A 22,897-nucleotide genomic window follows, 5' to 3' on the forward strand; every position below is an offset into this window, starting at 1 on the left:
GTGCGGTCGACCTTGGCAACGCGGCCCCGCGCCGTCCGGCTCAGGGCACCATCCAGGAGAGCACAGGAGTGCACTGCAGGTACACCAGCACGTACACCGCACACGTGACTGGTGCGACGGCCGCCGCTGTAGTCGGGGCAGCGGCAAGGTGCCGTGAAAGGAGTCGCGGACTTCGGCGATGCGGGCGCGCATAGGGCACCGGCCGGGCCGTGGTCGAGCATGATGTTCAGCGCGGTCTTCTCGGAGGTGGTGCTCGTGAGGCCGTACTGGGTGCTTCGCGTGACCCAGGCGGTCGCGTAGGTGCACCAAATAGCCACGAGCGGCGGCTTCCACTCCTGGGGCGTCGCCGAGGCCCACTCGATGTCATTCGCGCTGCTGGTGTACGCGTCGGTGTGGTTCACGCGCTACTACCACCCCACGGCGTTCTGTGCCGGGCTGAGCGAGCACAAATCCCAGGCCGACCTGCACAAACAGCGCGGCTACGGCCGCGACCCGGACGCCCAGTCGATTCACTGAACCTGGCGCGGTGTTCAGCCGGCCGCTTTCAAAAGTGCGGCTGCCTTGCGGTGCGCCACAGCGGCGGCATCAGATGCCAGCGCGCTGCCTTCGGCGGCCAGGGCGTCCAGCACGAGCGCGCGGCGCTCGTGCCAGGCGGCCCACATGCCCGGTGCGGCGCCGGCACCCGGGCGGGTCAGGTGCAGCGCGCCAAGTTCACTCAAGGTGTTGCGCACCGTCGATCTTCCTTCCTCGTGCGCTGGTGCTTCCTACCCCTTTACCGTGGCCCGCGGACCTCGGGGTTCGCTTCGGAAGTACTACCCAAAAATTACGTACGGCCGCGCCCGTGTGGGATCACGTCGATCCGGCGGGTGGGCCGAGAACGTCGATTTCCGACAGCAACCCGCTCGTAAGCACCTTGCAACGACCGCCGCGACTCCGCTCCGGTCACCTGCGACACCGGGGTAGTCCGGGCTGGTCGGTAACGAACCATCCGCCGGCCACGACTCGTGATTGTTCACAGAACACGCTTCCGTGAACGACAGCAGGGCTTGCGAGCGTAGAGATCGGAGATTGCCGGTGGCGAATGAAGACAACCCGGAAGACGGCCGGCCCGACGCCACGAATCCGGAGTCAGACCATCCCGCCGCAGGCGCCCCAGGGCGACGACTGATGCCGCAATTCTCCGCCACCGACGCCGCGCAGATCGGCGCTGCGATCCAGCGTGCCATCGGCGAAAACCAGCGTGCCATCACTGAAAACCTGCAGCTCAACACGTCCGCTGTGCGTGCGGCGCAGTCGGTGGCCGAGGCCCTGGCTGAGCAGAACCGACAGATCCAAGAGCAGCTGCGTACGGTCGCACGAGGCGTCGACTGGGGTCCGACGATCAACATTCCGGCGATCGACTTCGGCCAGCAATTTCGGTTCTCGAACTTCGATGCATGGCTGAAGCCGTTCACGGAACGGGTCAGCGAGGTTTTCGAGTCGATCGGAACGCTGCGCATCGAGGTTCTCCGCGATGGCGCGCCAGACAACTGGGTGGACCTTCGCGACGACCAAATTCCTTCACTGCTGGAACTGGCACAGGCGGGTATCCCGATCACGTGGGTACCCCGCGCTGCGATCCTTTCGGAGTTACTCGCCGTTGACGAGGGACAACGAAGCCGCGTGATCCTGGCCCACGCACAGGACCTCCTGGATGATTGCCGCGCCGCCGTGGCGTGCACTCACGTAGGCGCGTTCGCTGAGCACGCCGGCTTCCTTCACCAAGCCATCGATGCCCTTGATGCCGGCCATGCCGCCGCGGCCCACGCGCTGAGCGCGAATCTGCTGGACACTCTTCTCCGGTCTGCGGTTGAGAAACCTGTCAAGAGCAGGTACTACGCCAAGGTGCGGCAGACGATCGAGTCCGCCCCGCTCTCGCTGCTTTCGTGGGCGGTCACTCACTGGCCTGTGCTCGAGGCGCTGACCAACTTCGACGGAACGACAGAACCCCTTCCCAGCAGCTTCAACCGGCATGCCACCGCACACGCGGTCGGGTCGGTCCAGTACACCCCCGAGAACGCTGTGATCGCCGTCATGGTGGCCGCTTCGGTACTGCGACAAGCACACGAGTCCAACACAGCCGAATCCGCAGAAGAGAGCAGTCAGACCGCTTGACCCGCTGGGGTCGGCGTCTCATAGACGGGATCTCGCGCGGACTTGGCTGACCAGGGACGTGAACAACGGAGATTCGGCGTTGAGCCGCTTCACCACCGACTTCGAGGACGAATCGGACACGTGTGCGGCCATGGCCGCTCGGAACTCCGCCACGGCTTGCCGCACGTATTTGTCCCCGTCCGGGATTCGCGCGCGCCAGGCCGGGTTGAGCAGACACTGCACGAGTGCGTTGCGGTCCTCGAAGGGAATCGCGTCGATGTCGCCCATCGGCCAGGCACACGGCCAGCCCCACGTCCGACCGGCCGAGGCGAAGCCCGCCAGCTCATCTATCCGGCATACTGTGGCCATCCGTCGGGGCGGTAATGACCTGGATGCTCCTGCCGTGGTCGGCCTGCCACCGGTCCACCCTTTTGGTCGGACCGGCGGCGCGGCAACGGTCGGTTTCAATCAACGTGCTGTCCCGCCGCAGGCAGTCGCGCGACCAGGCGGGCGCCGGTTTCCGAGTCGGCCACCACCAGGGAACCGCCGTGGCGGCGGGCGATTTCCCGTGCCAGCGTGAGGCCCAAGCCGGAGCCACCGGCGTCGCGGGTGCGGGCGTCGTCGAGGCGGGCGAAGCGGTCGAAGACGCGTTCCCGATCGGCCGGCGGAATGCCGGGGCCGTCGTCGAGCACCTCCAGCACCACAGAGGTGCCGTCGCGACCCACGGTGACGGTCACGGCGGAGGTCGCGTGGCGGACGGCGTTGTCGAGGAGGTTGCGTAGCAGGCGTTCGAGTTGCACGGGTTCACCGAGCACTCGCGCGGGACCGTCCACAAAGGATCGCACTGCCGGGCGGCCGGGCGCGGCCGAACGTTCGGCGACCTGCTCACGCACCACGTCCGCCAGGTCGACCTCCACCGACGCGAGGCGACCGGGGTCGACGGCGAGCTGTAAAAGGTCGGCCGTGATGCGGTGCAGGCGCCGGACGTCGAGCAACGAGCGTTCGGCGACGGCAGGCCAGTCGGCGCGCTCCGGGTGTGCGAGGGCGACCTCCAGGCCGGTCCGCAGGTTCGCCAGGGGGCTGCGCAGCTCGTGGCTCGCGTCGGCGACAAATCGTTCCTGTTGCTCGTGGGCGTGCTGCAGGCGGTCGAGCGTGGCGTTGGTCGTGTGCGCCAGGCGTGCGATCTCGTCACGCGAGCGCGGCACCGGGACGCGGCGGCCGAGCTGGCTGCCGCTCACTTCGGCGAGCTCGCCGCGGATCGCCTCCACGGGCCGCAGCGCGCGCCCGGCGGCGAACCAAGCGACGAGCGCCGTGAGGAGCACGGCCAGCGGCACGAACACCTCGAGAGTGTCGTCGAACAGCGTCAGTGTGGAGAGCGTGTCCCACGGGAGCACGAACAGGTAGAGCGTCAACCGGTAGTGCGTGCTCGAGGCGGCACGCGACAAGCCGGTGTCCACAGTGGATCCTTCACGGCCGAGCGGTTCCACCAGGGCGGCCGGCACATCGTCGACGACCGTGCCCACCACGGTGTAGGTGCGGTACTCGCGCCACTGCGGGTGGGTGCCCGGGTGCAGCGCGGCGGTCGTGGTGGTCGTCCACCCGTGCGGCGCGGCGCGAGGGGCCGGCGGCAGCGGCCGCCAAGCGGGATCCAGCCGGGTCAGGTTGCCACTGTGGACCACGGCCCGGCCGTCGTCGGCGACCACCTCGAACATCGCGTCGCCGTTGAGCGCCGCCGAGTCGATCACGCCCAGGTGGTACGCGTCGGCGACGCGCTCGAGCTGCGCCCGGGTCGCCTGCACGGCGTTGCGCGACAGCTGCGTCGCGACGAACTGGCGGATCCCCCACCAGCCCAGCCCGAACACCAGCACGCTGAGCAGCACCGCCGCGAGCGCCGTGCTCCGCCGCACGGACTCGGGCCACCACCTACTCATGCGACGCGCCGGGTCCGTCGGCGACCAGCCGGTACCCCACGCCGCGCACGGTGGCGATCGTGCGCCGCCCGAACGGCGCGTCCAGCTTGCGCCGCAACGCGCTCACGTAGACCTCGACGATGTTCGGATCTCCCTCGTACGCGACGTCCCACACCTGCCCGAGGATCTCGTGCTTGGCCACCACGTGCCCGTCGTGGCGCAGCAGGCATTCGAGCACGGCGAACTCCTTCGTGGTCAACGTGACCGGCGTGCCGCCGCGCCGGCACGTGCGTTTCGCGGGATCGAGCACCAGGTCGCCGAACGTCAGCGTCGCCGCCGCGCCCGCCCGGCCGCGGCGGACCAGCGCGCGCAGCCGGGCGGTCAGCACCACGTAGGAGAACGGTTTGCTCAGGAAGTCGTCTGCGCCCGTGTCGAGGGCCTCAGCCTCGTCGTACTCGCCGTTCTTGGCCGTCAGCATCAGGATCGGCGTCGTCACCCCGCGCTCGCGCAGCGCGGCGCACACCCGGTAGCCGTTGAGCTTCGGCAGCATGATGTCCAGCACGATCACCTGGTACGGGTGCAGCTGCCCCCATTCCAGCCCCGTCTCGCCATCGTGGGCGAGGTCCACGGCGTACCCGTCGGCCTCGAGCCCCCACCGCAGCGTCTCGGCCAACCGCTTCTCGTCCTCGACCACGAGCACCCTCATGAACCCGATCTTCCCAGAAGCCCGCGCGGGTACCTGAAGCGATCTTCAGGGTTCTTCAGGACCGCTTCAGCACGGCCTCGCCAAGCTCGTGCCGAGGCGCCGAGTGCGGCGCGACGAGGCCGGGGAGAGAGCGGATGCAACCAGACACAGTGGATAGTCCCGTCGCAGCGGGAGTGCGGCAGGTCGTCAAGATCCACGGACGCGGCGACACAGCGGTGCGGGCCTTGGACCACGTGACCCTCGACTTCCCGGCGCGGCGGTTCACCTCCGTGCTCGGGCCGTCGGGCTCCGGCAAATCCACGCTGATGCATTGTCTCGCCGGACTGGACACCGTGGACGCCGGCAGCGTCCGGATCGGACGGACCGAGCTCACCGGGCTCTCCGACTCGGCGCTCACCCGGCTGCGCCGCGACCACGTCGGGTTCGTGTTCCAGTCGTTCAACCTGCTGCCGACCATGACGGCCGAGGAGAACATCCTGCTCGGCCTGCGCCTGGCCGGCCGCAAGCCCGACCCGGCGTGGTTGCGTGTGGTCGTCGACGCGCTCGGCCTGCGGCAACGCCTGCGCCACCACCCTGGGGAACTGTCCGGCGGCCAGCAACAGCGCGTGGCGTGCGCGCGGGCGCTGATCGGGCGGCCGCAGGTCGTGTTCGCCGACGAGCCCACGGGCAACCTCGACTCGCGCTCTGGTGCCGAGGTGCTCGGTTTCCTGCGCGCGTCGGTGCGCGAGCTGGGCCAGACGGTGGTGATGGTGACGCACGATCCCGTCGCTGCCTCCTACACCGACCACGGCGTGCTGCTGGCGGACGGTCGCGTCGCCGCCCACGTTCCCCGTCCGACGGCCGACTCCGTGCTGGCCGCCCTGACCGGCCTGGGGGCGTGATGCTGCGCGTCATCGCCGCGGGGGTCCGGGCCCGGCCCCTGCGCCTGCTGCTCTCAGCCGTCGCGATCGCCCTCGGCGTGGCGTTCGTGTCCGGTTCGTTCATCCTGTCCGGGGCTGTCGGAGCCGGGCTCCGCGACGCGGTGTCCTTCCACCTGCGCGGGGTCGACGCTGTCGTCAGCCAGACCCGCGGCGCGGCCCTGGACGACGCGCTGCTCGCGAAGGTGCGCGCAGCGCCTGGCGTCGCAGCGGCGGAGGGCCGCGTCACCGTGAGCGCGCCGATCCGCGACGCCTCCGGGCACGCGACCGACGCGGCCGCCACCGCGCTGCCCGCCGACGCCGCGTTGCGGCCGTTCGACCTGGCCGGTGGCCGGTTCCCTCAGCAGCCCGGCGAGCTCGCGATGGAAGAAACCACCGCCCAAGACTTCTCGCTCGGGCAGCAGGTAACGCTGTTCGATCAGCGGGGCAAAGAACACGCCTACACGCTCGTCGGCACCTTCAGCCGGCCGACGGACGCCGGGATCGGGGCCGACGACCTGGTCCTGACACCCGAGGGGCTGCGCCAGGTGGCACCCGGCGCGGAGTTCGACGAGATTGTGGTGCGGGCGGCGCAGGGGGTCGCCCCGTCTCAACTCGTCGCCGACCTCGACCAGGCGGTCGGTGGCAACGGGATCTCTGTGACCACCGGCAGCAAAGCCGGCGCCGAACTGCTGAGCACGACCGCGCCCGATTCGGCGGAGCTCACGAAGTTCTTCACCGCGTTCGCCGTGCTGGCGATGGTCGTAGCCGCGATGGTGATCGCCAACGCGTTCACCATCCTGGTCGCGCAGCGTGCGAACGAGCTGGCGCTGCTGAGGTGCGTGGGCGCCGGGAAGCGGCAGGTCTTCGGCGCGGTGCTGGCCGAAGCGGCCGTGGTCGGGGTGGTGGCGTCCGTCGTGGGCCTGTTCGGCGGACTCGGGGTGGCCGCCGCACTGCAGGTGATCACAGGCTCGCCCGGGGCGCCGGTGTACGTCCCGCTCACCGCGCGGACGGCGGTGCTGGCGCTCGTCGTCGGCGTGCTGGTCACGGTGCTGGCGGCCGTGCCCCCGGCTCGGGCCGCGACGCGGGTGGCGCCCGTGGCGGCGTTGCGAAAGCCGGTCGAAGGGCGTCAGGCCCGCGCGGGACGGCCCCGAGCGATCGTCGCGGCCGTGCTGTTCGTGGCCGGAATCGGGGCGGCGGTGGCCGCGCTCGCGGCGGAGGCCCAGGACGGCGCGGTGCTGGCCGTCGCCGCGATGGTCGCGTTGCTCGGCGCGCTGCTCGCGGTCGGGCCACTGCTGGCCGGACCCGCCGTGCGAGCGCTGGGCGCCGTCACCTCTCCGGTGCTGGGTGAGCCGGCGAAGCTCGCGGCACTCAACGCCGATCGCAACCCCCGTCGGACGGCCGCAACCGCTGCGGCGCTGACCATCGGGCTGGCCGTCGTCGCGCTCGTGACCACGGTGACCGCGGGCGTCGAGGCCGGCCGCGGCCAAGGCGTGGAGGAGCAGCTGCGAGCGGAGTTCACGGTGACGTCGGTGGTCAACGGGCAAGGACTGCCCGCGACCCTGCCTGCGACGCTCGCGGCGGTGCCGGGGGTCGCGGCCACGACGTCGGTCACCGAGTTCACGGGCGACCTCGGCTCGCTCGGTGGCTACGGCATGACCGCCGTGCGCGGCGACTCGCTCGGCACGCTGCTGCGGCCGGTGGTCGTCTCCGGTGCACTCGACCGGCTCGGCCCGGGCGAGCTGGCCGTGAGCCGGCAGCTGTCCGAAGAGACCGGGCTGGCGGCGGGCGCGACCGTGCGCACGGCTTCGGGGTCGTCGCTGCGGGTCGTGGCCGTTTACGACAGCGTCGACGCGCCGGGCGCCGACCTCGGCCTCGCGCTCGTCGACCTGGGTGAGCTGCCGAAGATCGCGATGCCGGACAGCGAACACGACGGCAGTGTGCTGGTGAAACTCGCTCCGGACGCCGACGCCGACCAGGTCGGGACCGCGCTGGATCGGGCGCTGGAACCGACTCCGCTGGCGAAGCTGAACACGGTCGCGGACCTGGAAGACCAGCTGTCGGCGCCGTTGCGCAGCACGCTCGACCTGCTGTGGGCGCTGACCGCGCTCGCCGTGCTGATCGCGTTCGCCGGAATCGCCAACACGCTGTCGCTCTCGGTCCTCGAACGCACGCGCGAATCGGCCCTGCTGCGGGCTCTCGGCCTGACGAGGGGCGGCCTGCGTGCGGCACTGGCAGCCGAGTCGGTGTTCGTCGCCGTGTTCGGCGCGGCCTGCGGCCTGCTGCTCGGGATCGGCTCGGCGTGGCTGATCGCCCGCGTGGCCTCGACCGACGCCGAGCCCGTGCTCTTCACGCTGCCCTGGGCCCGCCTCGCGGTGCTGCTGGCCGCCGCCGTGCTCGCGGCCCCGATCGCAGCGGCACTGCCGGCCCGGCGCGCCGCCCGGGGCTCGCTCATCGCCGGGATGGCCGAGCAGTGACCTTCGCTGTCCACTGAGAACGTCCGTTTTTTACGCCCGCCGGCGGCAAATCGGGAAGGCGCCGCCCATGAAAATCGGCCCGCCGGCGGGTTCCCCGTGTCCGATAAGGGAGATCCGGCGAACGACACGCAGTCCACGGCGCCGGACACGGAGGTTTCACCGCCGCGGGCCACTACACGCGGCGCACCTCTTCGCCGGCGCCAAAGCCAACGGCCTGTCGGACGATCTTCAAGATCATGACCGGAAACCATAGAAACACCACACGGCCTTGGGTAACCGTAAACACCCTGCCCCCACGCTCAATCGGCGCGGATCACCACACGAAAACCAAGCGGAGATAATGCGTCGAAATCCCGAACAATGTCGCGCTTACCCTGGCAGGAAAGGCCCCCGCCGAGCAAGCAGAGCATGAATCCCACCTGCACGGCGGCAGTTTGCGTAGACTACCAGTCGAACGCCCACAACCCTCCCAAGGTCGGTTGACAGAAGACCACCGTCTGTCGACGATGGAATTCGCAACACGACTGACAACGTTGTCAACACAACGCATCGGGAGCGACGTGACCCAGGTGAATCGCAGACGTTTCCTGTCCGGTGGAATCGCCGTCGCCGGTGGGGGTGTGCTCGGGGCGTTCGGGTTGAGCGGCGTCGCCGGTGCGGTCCCCGGCGCGACCGCGGGCGGCCATCCGTTCCGCGTCGACGGGCGTGAGATCACCGGCGGCTGGAGCTTCGCGGCGGCCGACGGTACGACGGTGACCGGGGCGCAGCTGGCCAGCGGGCGGCAAGTCGCCGGGTTGAAGCCGGCCGTGGTGCCGGGAACACCGCTCACCAGCATGATCGCGAACGGCGAGTACCCCGATCCGCTCTACGGCCACATCGTGACCGACACGGTCCCGGACACGTTCAAGGACACCGGCTACTGGTACCGGGTCGCGTTCCCCGTGCCACGGCTGGTGCCGGGCCAGCGGTTCTGGCTCCAGTTCGACGGCATCAACTACCTCGGCACCATCTGGCTCGACGGCGCCGAGGTCGGCACCGTCGAGGGCGCGTTCAAGCGCGGCGTCTTCGACGTCACGGACATCGTCGCGAAGGCGGACGGCACGGCGCACCTCGCGGTGCTCGTCGGCAAGCTGGACCACTCCGAACAGCCGTCGTTGCCGAGCTACGCCAGCGGCGTGACCCGCGGCGGGCGCAACGGCGGCAAAACCGGGATCACCTTGGAGAACGGGCCGACATTCTTCTGCGCGGCGGGCTGGGATTGGCTGCCCACCATCCCCGACCGGGACCTCGGCATCTGGCAGCCGGTCACCTGGTCCACCACCGGCCCGGTCCGGCTGACCGACGTGCGCGTGGACCCCACTCTCTCGGCCGACCTGGGCACGGCCGACATCACGATCGACCTCGGCCTCGACAGCGCCTTCGGCACGTCGAAAACCGTGGTGGTGAAGGGATCCCTCGACGGTCGCGACTTCGAAAAGACCGTGACCGCGGCGGCCGGCGCGTCCTCGGTCACGCTGACGTCGAAGGACATCGCGGCGCTGCGGTTGAGCCGCCCGAAGCTGTGGTGGCCCAACGGGTACGGCGACCCCCACCGCTACCGGCTGACGATCGCCGTCGAGGCCGGTGGTCAGGTCCACGACGAGCGGACGGTGGACTTCGGCGTCCGGCGGATCGAGTACACCAAGCCGATCCAGTCACCGTCCGGTTCGCCGGCCGACTGCCTGGCGATCACCGTCAACAACCAGCCGATCATGGTGATGGGCGGCAACTGGGGCCTGGACGAAGCACTCAAGCGCATCCCGCGCGAACGCCTGCGCGATCAGGTGCGGCTGCACCGCGACGCCAACCTCAACCTGATCCGCAACTGGAACGGCCAGAGCAGCACGGAAGATTTCTTCGACGCGTGCGACGAGTTCGGCATCCTCGTCTGGCAGGACTTCTTCTGCTCGACCGAAGGCCCGCCGCCGGAGAACTTCGCCCGCGACCTGGACAACATCCGCGACTGCATCGTGCGGTTCCGCAACCACCCGTCGATCCTGCTGTGGTGCGGGGGCAACGAAGGCCCGCCGCCGCAGCCGCTCATCGACGGCCTGGACGCGCTGGTCGCCGAGCTGGACCCCCAGCGCGCCTCGCTGACCAGCTCGGCCGGCGACACCGGCAAGGACCCCATCGGCGGGTACAGCTCGGGCGGGCCGTACCACTGGGTCACGCCGAGCACCCACTTCTCCCTCAACGACGGCACGCGCTGGCCGCCGTTCCACAATGAGGTGGGCTCGTACTCGATCCCGACGCTGGAGTTCATCAAGAAGATGCTCCCCGAAGCGTCGTGGGAGCACCCGGACGACTTCTGGGCCGATCGCGACGTCAACGGCAACGGCGGCAACGGCGGCGGCGCGGGGTACCTCCAGCTCACCGCCCAGCGCTACGGCGAACTGCGCAACCTCCCGGACTTCGCCCGCAAGTCCCAGCTGATGAACTACGAGTGCATCAAGGCGATCTACGAGGCGCACGCCGCGAACATGGCCAGTGCCGCGCCGGGCAAGCCGTACCCGCGCACCGGCGTCATCATGTGGATGACCAACCCGGCGCAGCCCAGCTTCGTCTGGCAGATGTACAGCCACGACCTCGAGGCGCACTCGTCGTTCTACGCGGTGCAGCACGCGTGCCGCAGGGTCAACGTGATCCTCGACAGCCAGACCCTCGACGTCGTGGTGGCCAACCACACCCGGACGGCGGTGAAGGGCACCGTCGCCGCGACTCTCTACGACTTGACCGGCGCGGAGTTCGCGAGCACGTCCTTGCGCGTCGGCGGGGCGGCGGCGTCCGACCACACCGTGATCGGCGGCATCGCCGAGCAGCTCAAGGGCACGCCCTCCGACATCGCCTTCGTCCGGCTCGTGTTCGAGGATTCGCGCGGCGCGGAACTGGTCCGCAACTTCTACTGGCTCGAGAACCCGGCCCGGCCCGCGGGATTCACGAGCCTGGACGACGCCCCCGCCGCCGCCGTCTCCGTCACGGCCGACGCGGACCACGGGCGCGACGGCCTCGAGCTGACGGTGGAGGTCGAGAACATCGGCGAAGCCGTGGCGCTGATGGTGCACCTCCAGGTGTACGACACCCGGACCGGCGAACGCGTGCTCCCGGCCACCTTCAGCGACAACTACCTGAACCTGGCGGGCCGCGAGTCGAGGTCCGTGCGGGTGCGGCTGACCGACGAGCAGACCCAGCACCGGACCGTCGGCGTTCGGGTCGACGGCTGGAAGATCGACCAGCGCGCCTCGCGGCTGCGGGGCCACGGCGTGGCAGTCACCTTCAACCAGGCGGCGTTGTCTACCCACCCGTCGAAGAACACCTTCGGCCGGTAACCGTCCGACGGTCCCGGTGGTGGGCGCGACCCCCAAAACGACGCGCCCGCCACCGGGTCTCCCCCGGCGTTCCCCCTCGTTCGCCGTGACCCCAGGGTCGCCTACGCCGTCCTCGTTTCGTCCTCGCCTCGATATCTGCGGCTCCAACCTGCGCGTTTCGGATCGGGCGCCGGGCGCTAGCCTTGAGACCGAGGGGGGATGTGCATGAGGTTCCGGATTCTCGGGACGCTGGAAGTGCGGGCGTACGGGGACCGGGTCCTCCTGGTGAGCCCGCGTCAGCAGCGGGCGCTCGCCGCCCTTCTGCTCAGTCCCAACTCGGTCGTTCCGGTGGAGCGCATGATCGACGCGCTGTGGGAGGACGAGCCACCGACAACGGCGGTGAAGCAGGTGCGCAACTGTGTTTCCGCGCTGCGGGCCCGGCTCGGTGAGACCGGCGGGGTGATCGTCACCGACGGGCCCGGGTACCGCCTGCAGACCGACGCCGACGACCTCGACTCACTCCGGTTCCGCCGCCACGTCGCGACCGCGCGGGGGCTCGCCGGGCAGGTGAAGCTCGTCGACGCCGTCGAGGAGATCCGCGGCGCGCTCGCCCTCTGGCGTGGCCCGGCGCTCGACGGGCTGCGGACGACCACGCTGGCCGGTCGGGCCGCGCTGCTCGACGAACAGCGCGCCGACGCCGTCGAGCTCTGCGCGGAATGGCAGCTGCGGCTCGGCGAAACGGGCGAGGTGGTCCGCGAGCTGAGCGCGTTCTGCGGTGAGCACCCGATGCGCGAATCGTCCCACCTGCTGCTGATGCGCGCGCTCGCGGAGGAAGGCCGCTACGCCGAAGCTTCGACGCTGTTCCACGGCCTGCGCCGGCTGCTGGCCGACGAGCTCGGCGTGGACCCGAACCCCGACCTGCGCCGGCTCCACGAGCAGATCCTGGCCGACGCCACGCCCACCGCCGCGATTGCCGTCACTCCCGTCCCCGAGCCCGAGCCGGAATCCCCGCCGGATCACCACTTCGGCCATGCGGTCACGGAGCTGGCCGAAGCCGTCACGTGGCAGTGGCGGGCCGAAGCCGAGCTGCGTTCACTGCACCGGCCGCAGCCGATCACCCTGCGGTGGTCGGCGGGCACGCGGCCGGGAAAGCCGGCTCTGCGGGGCGACCTCGACGACATCGCGGAGACCTATTCGGAGCTGCCCGTGCGGCAGCTGGTCGTGCTCGGCGATCCCGGCTCCGGAAAGTCGGTGCTCGCACTGGTGATGACGCTGGAGCTGTTGCGCACCCGGGCCCCGGACGCCCCGGTACCGGTCCTGCTGTCGCTGGCTTCGTGGGACCCGCGGCGCGAACACCTCGACCGGTGGCTGGCGGGGCGGCTCGCCGACAACCACCCGGCCCTGCTCAACGCCCGCGAGTACGGACCCGACGCGCCCACCCGGCTCGTCCTCGGCGGCCACGTGGTCCCCGTCCTCGACGGGCTCGACGAAATGCCGGCCGACTTGCGCGTCGCGGCGCTCGACGCACTGGACCAGACCATGGCCGTGGGCCGCTCACTGGTCTTGACCTGCCGCTCCGCCGAGTACGAGCAAGTGACGCGCGAGTCCGGCACCGTGATGAGCTCGGCCACCGTGGTGCGGCTCGAACCCGTCAGCCGCCAGGAGGCGATCACCTACCTGTCCGCGCGGGAAAGCGCCGGGTCCGACCGCTGGCGTCCGGTGGCCGAGCGGCTGCGCCGGGACCCCGACGGGCCGCTGGGGCGCGTGCTGCGGACACCGTTGATGGTCGACCTCGCGCGGATCGGCTACGGCCGCCCCGGCGAGGATCCCGCGGAGCTGCTTGCCGCGGAAGACGCGGCGGCGCTGGAAGCGCAGTTGCTCGACTCGTTCCTCCCCCACGCCTACGCGCAGGTGCCACAGCCGCCGGGACGGAACCCGAAGACCAGCCCGTCCGGGCGGTACACGGCAGCACAGGCGAACCGCTGGCTGGGTTTCCTGGCCCGGCACCTCGAGCGGGCACGCAGCCGCGACCTGGCCTGGTGGCAGCTCCACCGGGCGGTTCCCGCCGGGACCCGGGCCGGACTGGTCGGTGTGCTGATCGCGCTGTTCTTCCTCGCCACCGGCTGGTTGTCCGACGGGCCGGCGCTCGCCGCGATCTACGCCCTCTCGTTTGGCGGCGCCGGTTACCTGACCCACCGCTTCGGGCGCCCGCCGGAGCCCCTGCGCACCGAACTGCGTTTCGCCGGCGCCGCGGGCAAGTTCGCCGGCCGGTTCGCGGTCGGCGCGGTGGTGGGCGTCCTGCTCGGGCTGGGCTGGTCGCTGGCCCCCGGGCTGGTCGTCTTCCTGGCGCTCGTGTTCGGCGTGGTGTTCGCGGTGCACGTCTGGCTCGCGAAACCCGTCGACGCCAGCCGGGTGTCGAGCCCGGCGACGATCCTGCGCAACGAACGGACCGGTGCGATCGCGCTGTCCGTCTCCTTCCTGGTGTCCGGGGGGCTGTTCGACGGGATCGCGTTCGCCTTCACCGCGCAGACGCGGTTCCTGCCGGTGCTGGGCGGCCGGTTCGACCTGGCGCTCGCGATCGCCGGCGGGCTGGCGGGAGCGTTGTTCGGGTTCTTCATGGCCCGTGGCGTCGCCGCTGTGTGCTACGGCCTCGCCGGCGCGATCGCCGGTGGGCAGGTGTTCCCTCCGGCGACGGACCCGGTGCTGCCGTTCGTGGTCGGCGTGTGTTTCGGCGGGGGCATCGGCCTGGCGGTGCTGGTGACGCGCGCCTGGGGGAACTACTTCGTCCACCACCTCTGGCTCGCCGCGACCGGCCGGCTTCCCTGGCGGCTCATGCACTTCCTCGACGACGCCCACCGCCGCGGTGTCCTGCGGCAGGCCGGCGGCGTCTACCAGTTCCGCCACGCCCGCGTGCAGGAGCGGCTGGCCGACGCCGAGCACGACCGGTAGATCCCTCCGGCGGTTGTACATCGGGACCGCGGTGGCGCAGAGTGCGTAGCTGACGAACCATCGGCCAGGAGGTGTCATGACCGGCGAGGAAATCGTGCTCGGTCCCCTACCGAAGGGGATCACGCTCGCCCAGGAGGGCATGCGCGACAAGGTGTGGAACGTGCTCGGGCACACCTACTCCATGAAGGCGGCGAGCGAATCGAGCTTCGCGTTCGAGACCCTCGACCCGCCCGGAACCGGCGTCCCGCCGCACGTGCACCCGACGCAGGACGAGCACATCTACATCCTGGAAGGCGTGTTCACCCTCTACCTCGACGGCGCGTGGGAAACCGCGGGCCCCGGCGACACGGTCCGGATGCCCAGGGGCCTGCCCCACGCGTACTACAACCGCAGCGAAGGCATCACCCGCGGACTGTTCTGGGTGAGCCCGGCCGGGCGGCTCGCCGAACTGTTCGACAAGCTGCACAACCTCGAGGACCCGGCCGAGGTCATCCGGGTGTCGGCGCTGCACGATGTCAACTTCCTGCCGCCGGGTTCGGTGGAGGGCGCCTGAACCCTCACTTGTTCACCTGCTGCTGCGAGCCACCCGAAGCCTGCGCGTAGCCGGTGACGATCGCCTCGAGCGTCGCCGCGTCGATCACGTCTTCGAGGCGGGAAAAGCCGCCCGGAGCGCGACGTTCGACCTCGTCGATCACGTTCTCCGGCCCGCCCTGGCGGTTGCGGAGCACGATCTCGCCGGTGGCCGCGAGGCGATCGGCCTGGTACGCCGCGAGCGCCTCGGCGGGATCGGCGTGGCGCGCCAGGTTGTGGCCGAGACTGGTGGCGTCGAGGATCGCCTGGCCGGCGCCGTTGGAGCCCATCGGGTACATCGGGTGGGCGGCGTCGCCGAGCAGCGTCACGCGTCCGTGCGACCAGGCGGGCAGCGGGTCGCGGTCGCACATCGGGAACTCGAAGATCTCCTCGGTGGCCTCGACCAGCGCGACGTGGTCGACCACCGGCGACCGGAATCGTCCGAGGTAGCGGGCGAGCTCGGCCCGGTCGCCGGGTTTGGCCCAGTCCTGCCGCTCCGGCGGGGCGGCACCGGGCTGCCCGGTGCGGATGCAGACGGCCCAGTTGGTGAGCCGGGTGCCTGTGCTCAGGCCCGGGGCGATCGGGTAGATCACCAGCTTCGCCGCGGTGCCGCCGGCGACGATCATCGATCGTCCGCCGTCGAACTCCGGCCAGTCTGTGGCGCCGCGCCACATCATGACGCCGTTCCAACGGGGCGGGCCCTCCGCCGGGAACAGCAGCGACCGCACGGCCGAGTGGATTCCGTCGGCCGCCACCAGGATGTCGCCGGGAACCGTGATCTCCGTGCCGCTTCGCCGGTCGGCGAAATGCGCGCGGACGCCGTGGGCATCCTGGTCGAACCCGGTCAGCCGGTGCCCGGTCCGCACCGCGTCGGGGCCGAGCCGGTCCCGGACCGCGCGTAGCAACATGCCCTGGAGCCGGCCCCGGTGCAGGCAGAACTGGGGAAGCGTGAAGCCCGCGTCGAGCCCGCACGGCCGGCGCAGGATCACCTGCCCGAGCCGATGGGTGTAGAACAGCTCGCGGGTGCGGATCCCGACTTCGTCCAGCGCGTCGAGCAGCCCCAGCGCGGCGAGCTCCTTGACCGCGTGAGGCAAGGCGTTGATCCCGACACCCAGCTCGGAGATCCGCTCGCTCTGCTCGTGGACGACGCACTCGATGCCCTCGTGGTGCAGCCGCAACGCCGCGGTCAGCCCCCCGACCCCCGCTCCGACGATGACGACCTTCACGGCCACCTCCCCTGGTTCGACGTCGAGTGCCAGCATCACGGAGACGGGAGATCCGCACCACCCCCCGAGCGGTGGTGGTGCGGTGGCGGGTCGAGTTCCCGGGACCAAATCTCAACGATCTTGGCTATCAATGGGCCGTTGGATGGAGATTGGGCATCGCTGGGCCATTCGAGTGGGGCTGTGCGGCTCGCCGGAGCTCCGTCCGGCCAGGAAATGGTGATGCCGTGCAGGTCTGGAAGACGTCCGGCGGCTTACCCGCGGCGGGAGCAGCCCGTCGATGGCGTGCACCACCCGGCCCGCCAGAAAACGTGGCGATCCCCCGGCGACGGCAACCCGAGGCAACAGCGCCGAACCCGCCCCTACGGGAGGAACCCGAACCCATGACCTGCGATGGCGCCCGTTTGGCCAGGTCAAGCGATGTGCCGCACTTCCCTGACACGGAAGCGGTCACTAGTGCCAGCCCATTACCGCGCGCCGACTGAAACCGAAGGTCAGAAGCCCTGTTCCTGCATGCGGGGCAGAGTTTCTGTCGTCAGATGGTGATCAAATGGCGATGGCCACAGCCTCGGTCGAGCCGCTGCGGGAACCACGACACCAGCTTCGCCTGCTCCCCGGGTACACCGCAACTGCCCTGGTTCAGCTCTAGCGCATCGAGGTTGAACGTCACCCGGCCGACTTCACGGATCTGCGCAGCAGGCGGCGGGGCGGGCACTCCCGCGCGGTCGGCGAGCCAGCCGGCCGAGCCGCCCAGGCGATGGGGCTGCCGGCCCACGACGTGACGGCGCTGCGCAAGGCCGGCCCCTCCACAACATCGGCCTGCACGGCGTGCCGGCGAGCGGCCCCGACAAAGCCGGGGCCGCTCTCGGTGACCGAATGGGAACGGATCCGGCTCAGCGCGTGCTACACCGAACGGATACTCACCCGGCCGGGCTTCGCCGCGAACGCCCGCTGCGTGTCGCCGGCGACGTCCAGCTCGTCCGGTACCTCGACCGCGTCCACGCCGAACGTGTTCGGCCGACGGTGCGAACTGCCCGCGCGGTCCCGGCGCCATTCCGCATTGTCGAACTGTCTGGCCTTCGGAACGCCGCTCACCAGCTCGGCCTCGTCTGTTACCCGTCAGCCAGCCCGAGCTGCTGGAGAAGCCCGAGGTCGTCGAGCCGGCCCCAGCGCTCGACGATCCGGTCACCCGAGATCCGGAAGACGTTGATGCCGCGCAGCGTCAAGGTTTTGCCGGAGCCGGGCACACCCATCAGCTCGCCACGGTGCGTGCCGCTCGCGGTGAACGCCTCGACCACGATGTCGCCCTCCGCGATCAGCCGGTCCAGGTCGCTGTGCCAGTCGGGCAGGGCCTGCCGGAACATGGCGGCTGCCATGCGCATGCCCTCGGGTCCCTCCGGGGCGCCCGGGAACGGCAGGTCGTGGTTGACGAAACTCGGGTCCAGGTAGCGATTGACGGCGCTGAGGTCGCCTTTGGTGAACAGTTCCTGGATGAACGCGTCTACAAGATGCTTGCTGTGTTCTGTAGTCATGCCGCTCATCGTCTGGCCCAACCGGTACCCAAACCATCCCAACGATCTGGGATTTCCATTTCCGCCGCTCGCGAGTGACACTGTGGACATGGCGAGATCCGGCCGCGCCGAGCAGGACCTCCTTCGGCTGTGTCACGGTGGCATGGACCGCGAGGGCGTGCGGCGCGAGGTGCTCCGGGCGCTGCGCCGGCTGATCCCGAACGACGCGGCATTCCTGGCGACGGCGGATCCGGAGACGCTGCTGTTCACAGGCGCGTGGCCGGACGAGCCGCTCGGCACGGTGACGCAGTTGTTCCTGGATAACGAGTTCGGCCGGGACGACGTGAACAAGTTCGCCACCCTGGCCACCGCCGCGCGGCCGGTGGCCAGCTTGGACTCGACGACCCGCCGCGACCGGCCGGCCAGCGAACGCTACCGCGAGATCATGCGCCCGCTCGGTCTCGGCGATGAGTTGCGTTCCGCGTTGATCGCGGGTGGCCAGTGCTGGGGCTACCTGTGCCTGCATCGCGAAGACCATGAACTTGGCTTCACCGGGGCAGAAGCGGCCACCCTCGCCCGCGTTTCCCCACACATCGCCCAGGCCCTGCGCAACACCATGCTGCTGCCGGGCTCCCCGGCCGCCGACCCCGCATTACGGCCCGGAGTCGTGCTACTCGCCGACGACCTCAGCACGATCGCTATGACCCCGGAGGCCGAGCACCTGCTCTCGTTGCTCGAGCCCGGCCAGCTGCCGCTGCCCGTGGCCGTCTACGGCGTCGCGGCGGCCCTTCGCGGCCTCGAGCGGCACCCCGCGGGCCCGCTACCCAGCACCCGGGTCCGCACCCGCGCCGGACCCTGGCTCAACCTGCACGCCTCCCGCCTTGCCGGGCCGCCCGACGCCACGCACATCACCGTCGTCGCGGAACCCGTGGAGCCCCGCGCCGCCGTGCCGCTCATGCTCTCTGCGCACGGACTCACCGCACGCGAGGCCGAGGTTGCCACCCTCGTACTGCGCGGCAACCCGACCCGCACGATTTCCGCGACCCTCCACATCTCCGCGCACACCGTGCAAGATCACCTCAAGGCCGTCTTCGACAAGACCGGCGTCCGCAGCCGACGCGACCTCGTCGCCCTCCTGCTGAGCCCGCCACCGCCCTGACCGGGCCATCGCGTGCATCCATCGACGAACCCCTCACGCTCCGTCCGACGCGCCTTGATCAGCTCCTGAGTCCGCCATCACACTGGCCTCCCACAACTCGAGTCGCCGCGACAGTCGGTGGCCCACAACGGCGACCACCATCGGCACTGCGACCGCAGCCCGGGTTTTGAGGAAATCGAGCACAACGGATTACCGGCCATGACCGATACTGACATCGGCGCCCACCGAACCGCCAACGCGACCACTTCTCACCGATATTGATCATGAATCGGGAATAGCGACGTGTTGATGGGCGCCGCGGTGTGCTGGGGGACGGGTCAAGCTTGCGCAGCGCATTGGAACATTTTCGCTGCCCGAGGGGCGGCTGAGGTCAATGCTGATCGATCGCAGCTGCAGGGCGCGCGGTGGGTCGGACGTCTCCGACCGCAGATATCGAATGCGTGGATAGTCGTTGAAGACTGCTGGAGTTCATGAGGAGCAGCTCGAGGCGTTGACCACCGTGGTAACCGAGCGATTGCCGATGCGTGGCACCCTCAGTGCAGCTTGGCCCACGCTTCGTTGATCATCGCTGCGCACGCCGCCGGGTCGTTGTATTCCTTCGTGTCGTCGCCGAGGGGCTTGAGCTGGATCGTCAGGACGGCATCCGTTCGTTGGCACACCACGACCGACGTCTTGTCCGGCGAGAGCTGCTCGGACGGCGCCAGGTTGTTGTGCAGAACGCAGGACACGTCGCCTACTTGGCGGAGTTCGTTGATGGGGCCGGCGAGGCCGCTGTTCTTGTCCTCGTACGGGATCGCGAGTCCCGGGGCGTGCGCCCGCACCGCGGTGATCTGAAACGAGTGTGTGAAGTCCACGGCGGTGTAGGTCTGCACCAGCGCCGGCGCACCGTAAGCGACGGAAATGCGGTTGCCGTTCTCCCGGTCGTTGGTGGCGTTGCGCTGGGCGAACTGGCGGTGGGCGTAGTCGTCTTTGACCTTGACCGGATAGACATCTGCCCGGTCGACGCCGCCCAGCGTGTCTGGCGCCTTGAGCGGCAGTCCGCTGACCACGCCGGAGTCGTGCGCGCTCAGGAACCACGGCACGCCAACGCCGGCCGCACCGACCACGAGACCGATCGCAGCGCCTATCGCCAGAAAACTCCAGCGGGAGCGACGCGGTGGTGCGGCGACGATGGGTGTCTCCACGAGTTCCGGTACATCCTCGGTCACGAGCAATCCTTCAAGAGACAACGGCGATGTCGATCACTGAATCGACGGACGGCTGATGTTCGTTACCGGGGCTTTGTAACGTCTTGTGGACGGTCTGAACCAACCGGAACAGCCGTTGGTCCGTTCGGCAGACTCGGTGTTACTGAAGGTCAGCGGCCTACCGCGACAAAGCAGACATAGTGCCGCGGTTGTATGTCGCTTGTGGCGACCCTGCCCGTGTCACCCTGGGTGGGGACTCCGCAGGCACAGTCGCCGCCGGTCTTCGCGGGGTGATCGGCTCCGGTGGAAGGCCTGTTCCGCCAGCTGCTGCTCCACAGTGGAGCCCTGCGCACGCGTCCCGCCGATACCGCGGCCGACTCCGTCGAGCAGCTGGCGCCCCGGCTGCGGGTGCACGTGCGAGCCCTCCGTGTCGTCGGCGCGAGCGAACTGGTCGCCGCGATCTCCCCGAAGTGGCGGTTCGGCCCGTCGCGACGGCGTCTTCGAGGCCGCGTTCCGCACACACGCCCGCGACCAAAGTGGCCGCGCCACCGCGCAAAGCGAGTTTCACCTGAGTCGAGCGAATGAACGACGGCGACCGGGCGTCCCCAATGGACACATCGTGGCAGGTGCCCGCACCAGTCCTCAATCCTCGTTAGGGTGGTGGTCATGACGTCGCGATCGGCTCCCATGACCTTCGTAAGGCGCTTCGACCATGTCGGCATCACCGTCGCCGACCTCGACGCCGTGACCGCGTTCTTCGTCGGCCTCGGGCTGGAGGCCGACCCGAAGATGGCCGTCGAGGGCGAGTTCCTGGACACGGTGATCGGCATGACCGCCGCCCGCACCGAGATCGTCATGCTGCGACCGCCCGGCGGAGGTACGACCTTGGAGCTCTCGAGCTTCACACGGCCGGACCATCTGCCGGGTTCGCCTGCCGCGCCGGCCAACGAGCTGGGCCTGCGCAACGTCGCCTTTGAGGTGCACGACCTGCACGCCGCAGTCGACCAGGCCGCAGCCGACGGCTACGGCCTGGTGGGCGGCATCGGCGAATACGAGGGCGTGTGGCGGATGGCCTACATCCGCGGCCCGAGGGAATCATCGTCTCGTTGGCCGAGCGCATCGAGAAGTAAGGAGACATCATGAGCACGACCGTGACCGACGAACAGATCCGGGCTCTGGCCGCGACCGCGAAGCCCTACAGCTTGGTGCTCCTTCAGTGGGGTCCGGAGCGGACCACGGACGGCGCGGACGCGATCGAACTCGAACACCAGCGACGGATGGTGTCGCTGCGCGCTGAGGGGGTGATCGCGATCCTGTGCCCGGTCGCCTCCGACACCATGGCCGGCGTCGCGATCATGACCGTGCCGGCCGAAGAAGCCACGGAGATCATGGCCAAGGACCCCTGCGTGCGAGCCGGGATGATGCGCTGCGAGGTTCTCCCGTGCCACGGATTCCCCGGAGACGCCCTTCCCGCATGAACGATCCCGGCCAGGGCAATCAGCATGCCCCGGCCTACGCGTGGCGGCAGGCAGTGCGACCGCGCAACTACGACCGCGGCAACGTGACGACGATGTGCTGGCGACCCGCACGCGCGTCGCCGAGGCCGCGGCGCAGCTGCACGACAGCCTCGGCCCGGTTCGCACCACCATCTCCGCGGTCGCCGAGCTCGCCGGCGGCCGGCCCAACCCGAAACCGCCGACCGCACCCAGATCGGAACCAGCCTCGACGACTGGGCCGCCTGGCTGCTGGCCGACCCCGACGTCCACGGCGCCCAGGCCTTCGCCGGCGCCTGGCATCTCATCGCCAAGGACGCCGTCACCTGCCATGCGCGCCGGAGGTCCCCTCGCCCGCACCATCCAACACTTACCCGACGGAGCCCAGGTCCACCTCATGCCCGACCAGTCACCCACGAGCGCCGACGAGACGTGGCTCGCTTATGTCGAGCTCGACGTGTTCGCCGACTACGGCAGCTTCCTCGTCCAAGACGACACCGCCAGCCCCGACACCACCCGCGCCTTCATCACCGACCTGATGAACAACCTCGTCGCCGCCACCGACGGCGCCATCGGCGTCGGCACCGCCCGCCGCCGCACCCTGCCCGTCATCCTCGACGTCCGCACCACCCCGCCCGACGACAACCTTGACGGCTGGGACCACGTCACCGAAGCCGGCCTCCGCATCACCAGCGGCCGCATCGTCGTGTCCAAACTCGACTACCGACCCACCACTCCCCGCACCGCCGTCCCACCCGGCAACTACACCGCCCACACCTACGCCACAGGCTTCGACACCATCTCCGACGACCGAATCCACGGCGACGACACCTACCACGTCGTCCTCTGGCCCGGCCCCCGCGCCGAACCCCACGTTCTCAAGCGATACCCGCACCTGCCCATTCCCGGCTGAACAAGACGCGGCCGCACCGCTCCGCGTGGTGGCCAGTACGAACCGCAACATCGGCCGCCCGAACCGGTGCCGGCGCTGTGGATGCCACTGACTGATGCCGGCCGATAGAACGGGATCTCTTCGCGGAACACGCCGGTCAGCTGCCGCGCCAACGGATCGGCCCGGTCGGCCAGGCGGTTCGCCAGCTCGGGGATGTGCCGGACGGCCCTCATGGGACCGCGACGAGGGAACCTGCTCGTCCGCCTCATCAGAAGAATCGCACACAGTGCGTTCGATCCCCTTCCCTTGCGGGCCGGGCTTCGATCGTCTCGGCGGCCGTATCGAGCGCCGCCTCGCGAGATGGGACGTCACGCACACTGCTCGTTGTGCGCGGAGGTGTCGGCCGAGGCCCACCTGCGGGCCCCGGCCGACACCCAGTTACGGCAG

The 22,897-nt window shown here is 70.0% G+C and carries 20 protein-coding genes and 1 pseudogene; 11 read left to right on the top strand and 10 right to left on the bottom strand.

The window, feature by feature from the left end; genetic code table 11:
* Positions 1 to 215: 215 nt before the first annotated feature.
* Positions 216 to 341, bottom strand: a pseudogene (locus tag AB0H62_RS31500) (HNH endonuclease); the annotation flags it as partial.
* Between AB0H62_RS31500 and AB0H62_RS31505 the strand changes: the two are divergent.
* Entirely contained in the window at positions 301 to 516 is a 216-nt protein-coding gene (locus AB0H62_RS31505) for a hypothetical protein (protein WP_220239822.1), read from the top strand. The pseudogene AB0H62_RS31500 and the gene AB0H62_RS31505 overlap by 41 nt on opposite strands.
* Positions 517 to 530: 14 nt before the next feature.
* On the opposite strand, the gene AB0H62_RS31510 is transcribed toward AB0H62_RS31505, so the two are convergent.
* Positions 531 to 731: a hypothetical protein gene (locus AB0H62_RS31510; protein WP_220239821.1), complete on the bottom strand. Its 201-nt coding sequence runs from the start codon at positions 729 to 731 to the stop codon at positions 531 to 533.
* Positions 732 to 1,074: 343 nt separating this feature from the next.
* Between AB0H62_RS31510 and AB0H62_RS31515 the strand changes: the two genes are divergently transcribed.
* Positions 1,075 to 2,154 carry a hypothetical protein gene (locus tag AB0H62_RS31515; RefSeq protein WP_360590064.1) on the top strand — a complete coding sequence of 360 codons (1,080 nt, stop codon included), beginning with the start codon at positions 1,075 to 1,077 and terminating at the stop codon, positions 2,152 to 2,154.
* Between the two features lie 18 nt (positions 2,155 to 2,172).
* Here the strand turns inward: AB0H62_RS31515 and AB0H62_RS31520 are convergent, their stop codons facing one another.
* From AB0H62_RS31520 to AB0H62_RS31530, 3 genes are all read right to left on the bottom strand, one after another.
* Positions 2,173 to 2,421 carry a hypothetical protein gene (locus tag AB0H62_RS31520; protein ID WP_266118412.1) on the bottom strand — a complete coding sequence of 83 codons (249 nt, stop codon included), beginning with the start codon at positions 2,419 to 2,421 and terminating at the stop codon, positions 2,173 to 2,175.
* 176 nt (positions 2,422 to 2,597) lie between these two features.
* Positions 2,598 to 4,064 (bottom strand): ATP-binding protein, encoded by a 1,467-nt coding sequence (locus tag AB0H62_RS31525; protein ID WP_220239818.1) that lies wholly within the window; start codon positions 4,062 to 4,064, stop codon positions 2,598 to 2,600.
* On the bottom strand, positions 4,057 to 4,749 hold the full coding sequence (locus tag AB0H62_RS31530) for a response regulator transcription factor (RefSeq protein ID WP_220239817.1): 693 nt from the start codon (positions 4,747 to 4,749) through the stop codon (positions 4,057 to 4,059). The genes AB0H62_RS31525 and AB0H62_RS31530 overlap by 8 nt, the downstream gene beginning before the upstream one ends.
* Positions 4,750 to 4,883: 134 nt before the next feature.
* Between AB0H62_RS31530 and AB0H62_RS31535 the strand changes: the two genes are divergently transcribed.
* From AB0H62_RS31535 to AB0H62_RS31555, 5 genes are all read left to right on the top strand, one after another.
* Positions 4,884 to 5,630, top strand: a complete 747-nt coding sequence (locus AB0H62_RS31535) for an ABC transporter ATP-binding protein (protein WP_360590067.1) — start codon at positions 4,884 to 4,886, stop codon at positions 5,628 to 5,630.
* The gene (locus tag AB0H62_RS31540; RefSeq protein ID WP_360590068.1) at positions 5,630 to 8,122 is read left to right on the top strand and encodes an FtsX-like permease family protein; all 2,493 of its coding nucleotides are present in this window, start codon (positions 5,630 to 5,632) and stop codon (positions 8,120 to 8,122) included. The genes AB0H62_RS31535 and AB0H62_RS31540 overlap by 1 nt, the downstream gene beginning before the upstream one ends.
* 569 nt (positions 8,123 to 8,691) lie before the next feature.
* A complete protein-coding gene (locus AB0H62_RS31545) occupies positions 8,692 to 11,487 on the top strand; it encodes a glycoside hydrolase family 2 TIM barrel-domain containing protein (protein WP_360590070.1) in 2,796 nt (931 codons plus the stop codon).
* 204 nt (positions 11,488 to 11,691) lie between these two features.
* On the top strand, positions 11,692 to 14,415 hold the full coding sequence (locus AB0H62_RS31550; RefSeq protein ID WP_360590072.1) for a BTAD domain-containing putative transcriptional regulator: 2,724 nt from the start codon (positions 11,692 to 11,694) through the stop codon (positions 14,413 to 14,415).
* Between the two features lie 76 nt (positions 14,416 to 14,491).
* Positions 14,492 to 14,968, top strand: a complete 477-nt coding sequence (locus AB0H62_RS31555) for a cupin domain-containing protein (RefSeq protein WP_360590074.1) — start codon at positions 14,492 to 14,494, stop codon at positions 14,966 to 14,968.
* Positions 14,969 to 14,972: 4 nt separating this feature from the next.
* Here the strand turns inward: AB0H62_RS31555 and AB0H62_RS31560 are convergent, their stop codons facing one another.
* The 4 genes from AB0H62_RS31560 to AB0H62_RS31575 all read right to left on the bottom strand — a co-directional run bounded on the left by AB0H62_RS31560 (position 14,973) and on the right by AB0H62_RS31575 (position 17,740).
* Entirely contained in the window at positions 14,973 to 16,247 is a 1,275-nt protein-coding gene (locus AB0H62_RS31560; RefSeq protein ID WP_360590076.1) for a flavin-dependent oxidoreductase, read from the bottom strand.
* A 496-nt stretch (positions 16,248 to 16,743) separates the two neighbouring features.
* The gene (locus AB0H62_RS31565; protein ID WP_220239811.1) at positions 16,744 to 16,983 is read right to left on the bottom strand and encodes a hypothetical protein; all 240 of its coding nucleotides are present in this window, start codon (positions 16,981 to 16,983) and stop codon (positions 16,744 to 16,746) included.
* A gap of 128 nt (positions 16,984 to 17,111) precedes the next feature.
* Entirely contained in the window at positions 17,112 to 17,303 is a 192-nt protein-coding gene (locus AB0H62_RS31570) for a hypothetical protein (RefSeq protein WP_360590078.1), read from the bottom strand.
* Between the two features lie 17 nt (positions 17,304 to 17,320).
* Positions 17,321 to 17,740 (bottom strand): ester cyclase, encoded by a 420-nt coding sequence (locus AB0H62_RS31575; protein ID WP_360590080.1) that lies wholly within the window; start codon positions 17,738 to 17,740, stop codon positions 17,321 to 17,323.
* An 88-nt stretch (positions 17,741 to 17,828) separates the two neighbouring features.
* On the opposite strand from AB0H62_RS31575, the gene AB0H62_RS31580 reads away from it, so the two are divergent.
* The gene (locus AB0H62_RS31580) at positions 17,829 to 18,878 is read left to right on the top strand and encodes a LuxR C-terminal-related transcriptional regulator (RefSeq protein ID WP_360590082.1); all 1,050 of its coding nucleotides are present in this window, start codon (positions 17,829 to 17,831) and stop codon (positions 18,876 to 18,878) included.
* Between the two features lie 533 nt (positions 18,879 to 19,411).
* Here the strand turns inward: AB0H62_RS31580 and AB0H62_RS31585 are convergent.
* The gene (locus AB0H62_RS31585) at positions 19,412 to 20,092 is read right to left on the bottom strand and encodes a hypothetical protein (RefSeq protein ID WP_360590084.1); all 681 of its coding nucleotides are present in this window, start codon (positions 20,090 to 20,092) and stop codon (positions 19,412 to 19,414) included.
* A gap of 639 nt (positions 20,093 to 20,731) precedes the next feature.
* On the opposite strand from AB0H62_RS31585, the gene AB0H62_RS31590 reads away from it, so the two are divergent.
* From AB0H62_RS31590 to AB0H62_RS31600, 3 genes are all read left to right on the top strand, one after another.
* Entirely contained in the window at positions 20,732 to 21,208 is a 477-nt protein-coding gene (locus AB0H62_RS31590) for a VOC family protein (RefSeq protein ID WP_360590306.1), read from the top strand.
* A complete protein-coding gene (locus AB0H62_RS31595) occupies positions 21,205 to 21,543 on the top strand; it encodes a hypothetical protein (protein ID WP_360590086.1) in 339 nt (112 codons plus the stop codon). Before AB0H62_RS31590 ends, AB0H62_RS31595 begins: the two co-directional genes overlap by 4 nt.
* Before the next feature lie 412 nt (positions 21,544 to 21,955).
* A complete protein-coding gene (locus AB0H62_RS31600; protein ID WP_360590088.1) occupies positions 21,956 to 22,471 on the top strand; it encodes a hypothetical protein in 516 nt (171 codons plus the stop codon).
* The last annotated feature ends 426 nt before the right edge of the window (positions 22,472 to 22,897 follow it).

The sequence above is a fragment of the Amycolatopsis sp. NPDC050768 genome, assembly GCF_040654155.1.
Classification (GTDB): domain Bacteria; phylum Actinomycetota; class Actinomycetes; order Mycobacteriales; family Pseudonocardiaceae; genus Amycolatopsis.

What these genes read in the sequence shown, in the direction of transcription:
- AB0H62_RS31525 (WP_220239818.1), bottom strand. Translation starts at nt 4,064, where the DNA reads ATGAGTAGGTGGTGGCCCGAGTCCGTGCGGCGGAGCACGGCGCTCGCG.
- AB0H62_RS31595 (WP_360590086.1), top strand. Translation starts at nt 21,205, where the DNA reads ATGAGCACGACCGTGACCGACGAACAGATCCGGGCTCTGGCCGCGACC.
- AB0H62_RS31575 (WP_360590080.1), bottom strand. Translation starts at nt 17,740, where the DNA reads ATGACTACAGAACACAGCAAGCATCTTGTAGACGCGTTCATCCAGGAA.
- AB0H62_RS31600 (WP_360590088.1), top strand. Translation starts at nt 21,956, where the DNA reads ATGCCCGACCAGTCACCCACGAGCGCCGACGAGACGTGGCTCGCTTAT.
- AB0H62_RS31550 (WP_360590072.1), top strand. Translation starts at nt 11,692, where the DNA reads ATGAGGTTCCGGATTCTCGGGACGCTGGAAGTGCGGGCGTACGGGGAC.
- AB0H62_RS31540 (WP_360590068.1), top strand. Translation starts at nt 5,630, where the DNA reads ATGCTGCGCGTCATCGCCGCGGGGGTCCGGGCCCGGCCCCTGCGCCTG.
- AB0H62_RS31520 (WP_266118412.1), bottom strand. Translation starts at nt 2,421, where the DNA reads ATGGGCGACATCGACGCGATTCCCTTCGAGGACCGCAACGCACTCGTG.
- AB0H62_RS31555 (WP_360590074.1), top strand. Translation starts at nt 14,492, where the DNA reads ATGACCGGCGAGGAAATCGTGCTCGGTCCCCTACCGAAGGGGATCACG.
- AB0H62_RS31590 (WP_360590306.1), top strand. Translation starts at nt 20,732, where the DNA reads ATGACGTCGCGATCGGCTCCCATGACCTTCGTAAGGCGCTTCGACCAT.
- AB0H62_RS31535 (WP_360590067.1), top strand. Translation starts at nt 4,884, where the DNA reads ATGCAACCAGACACAGTGGATAGTCCCGTCGCAGCGGGAGTGCGGCAG.
- AB0H62_RS31560 (WP_360590076.1), bottom strand. Translation starts at nt 16,247, where the DNA reads ATGCTGGCACTCGACGTCGAACCAGGGGAGGTGGCCGTGAAGGTCGTC.
- AB0H62_RS31580 (WP_360590082.1), top strand. Translation starts at nt 17,829, where the DNA reads ATGGCGAGATCCGGCCGCGCCGAGCAGGACCTCCTTCGGCTGTGTCAC.
- AB0H62_RS31530 (WP_220239817.1), bottom strand. Translation starts at nt 4,749, where the DNA reads ATGAGGGTGCTCGTGGTCGAGGACGAGAAGCGGTTGGCCGAGACGCTG.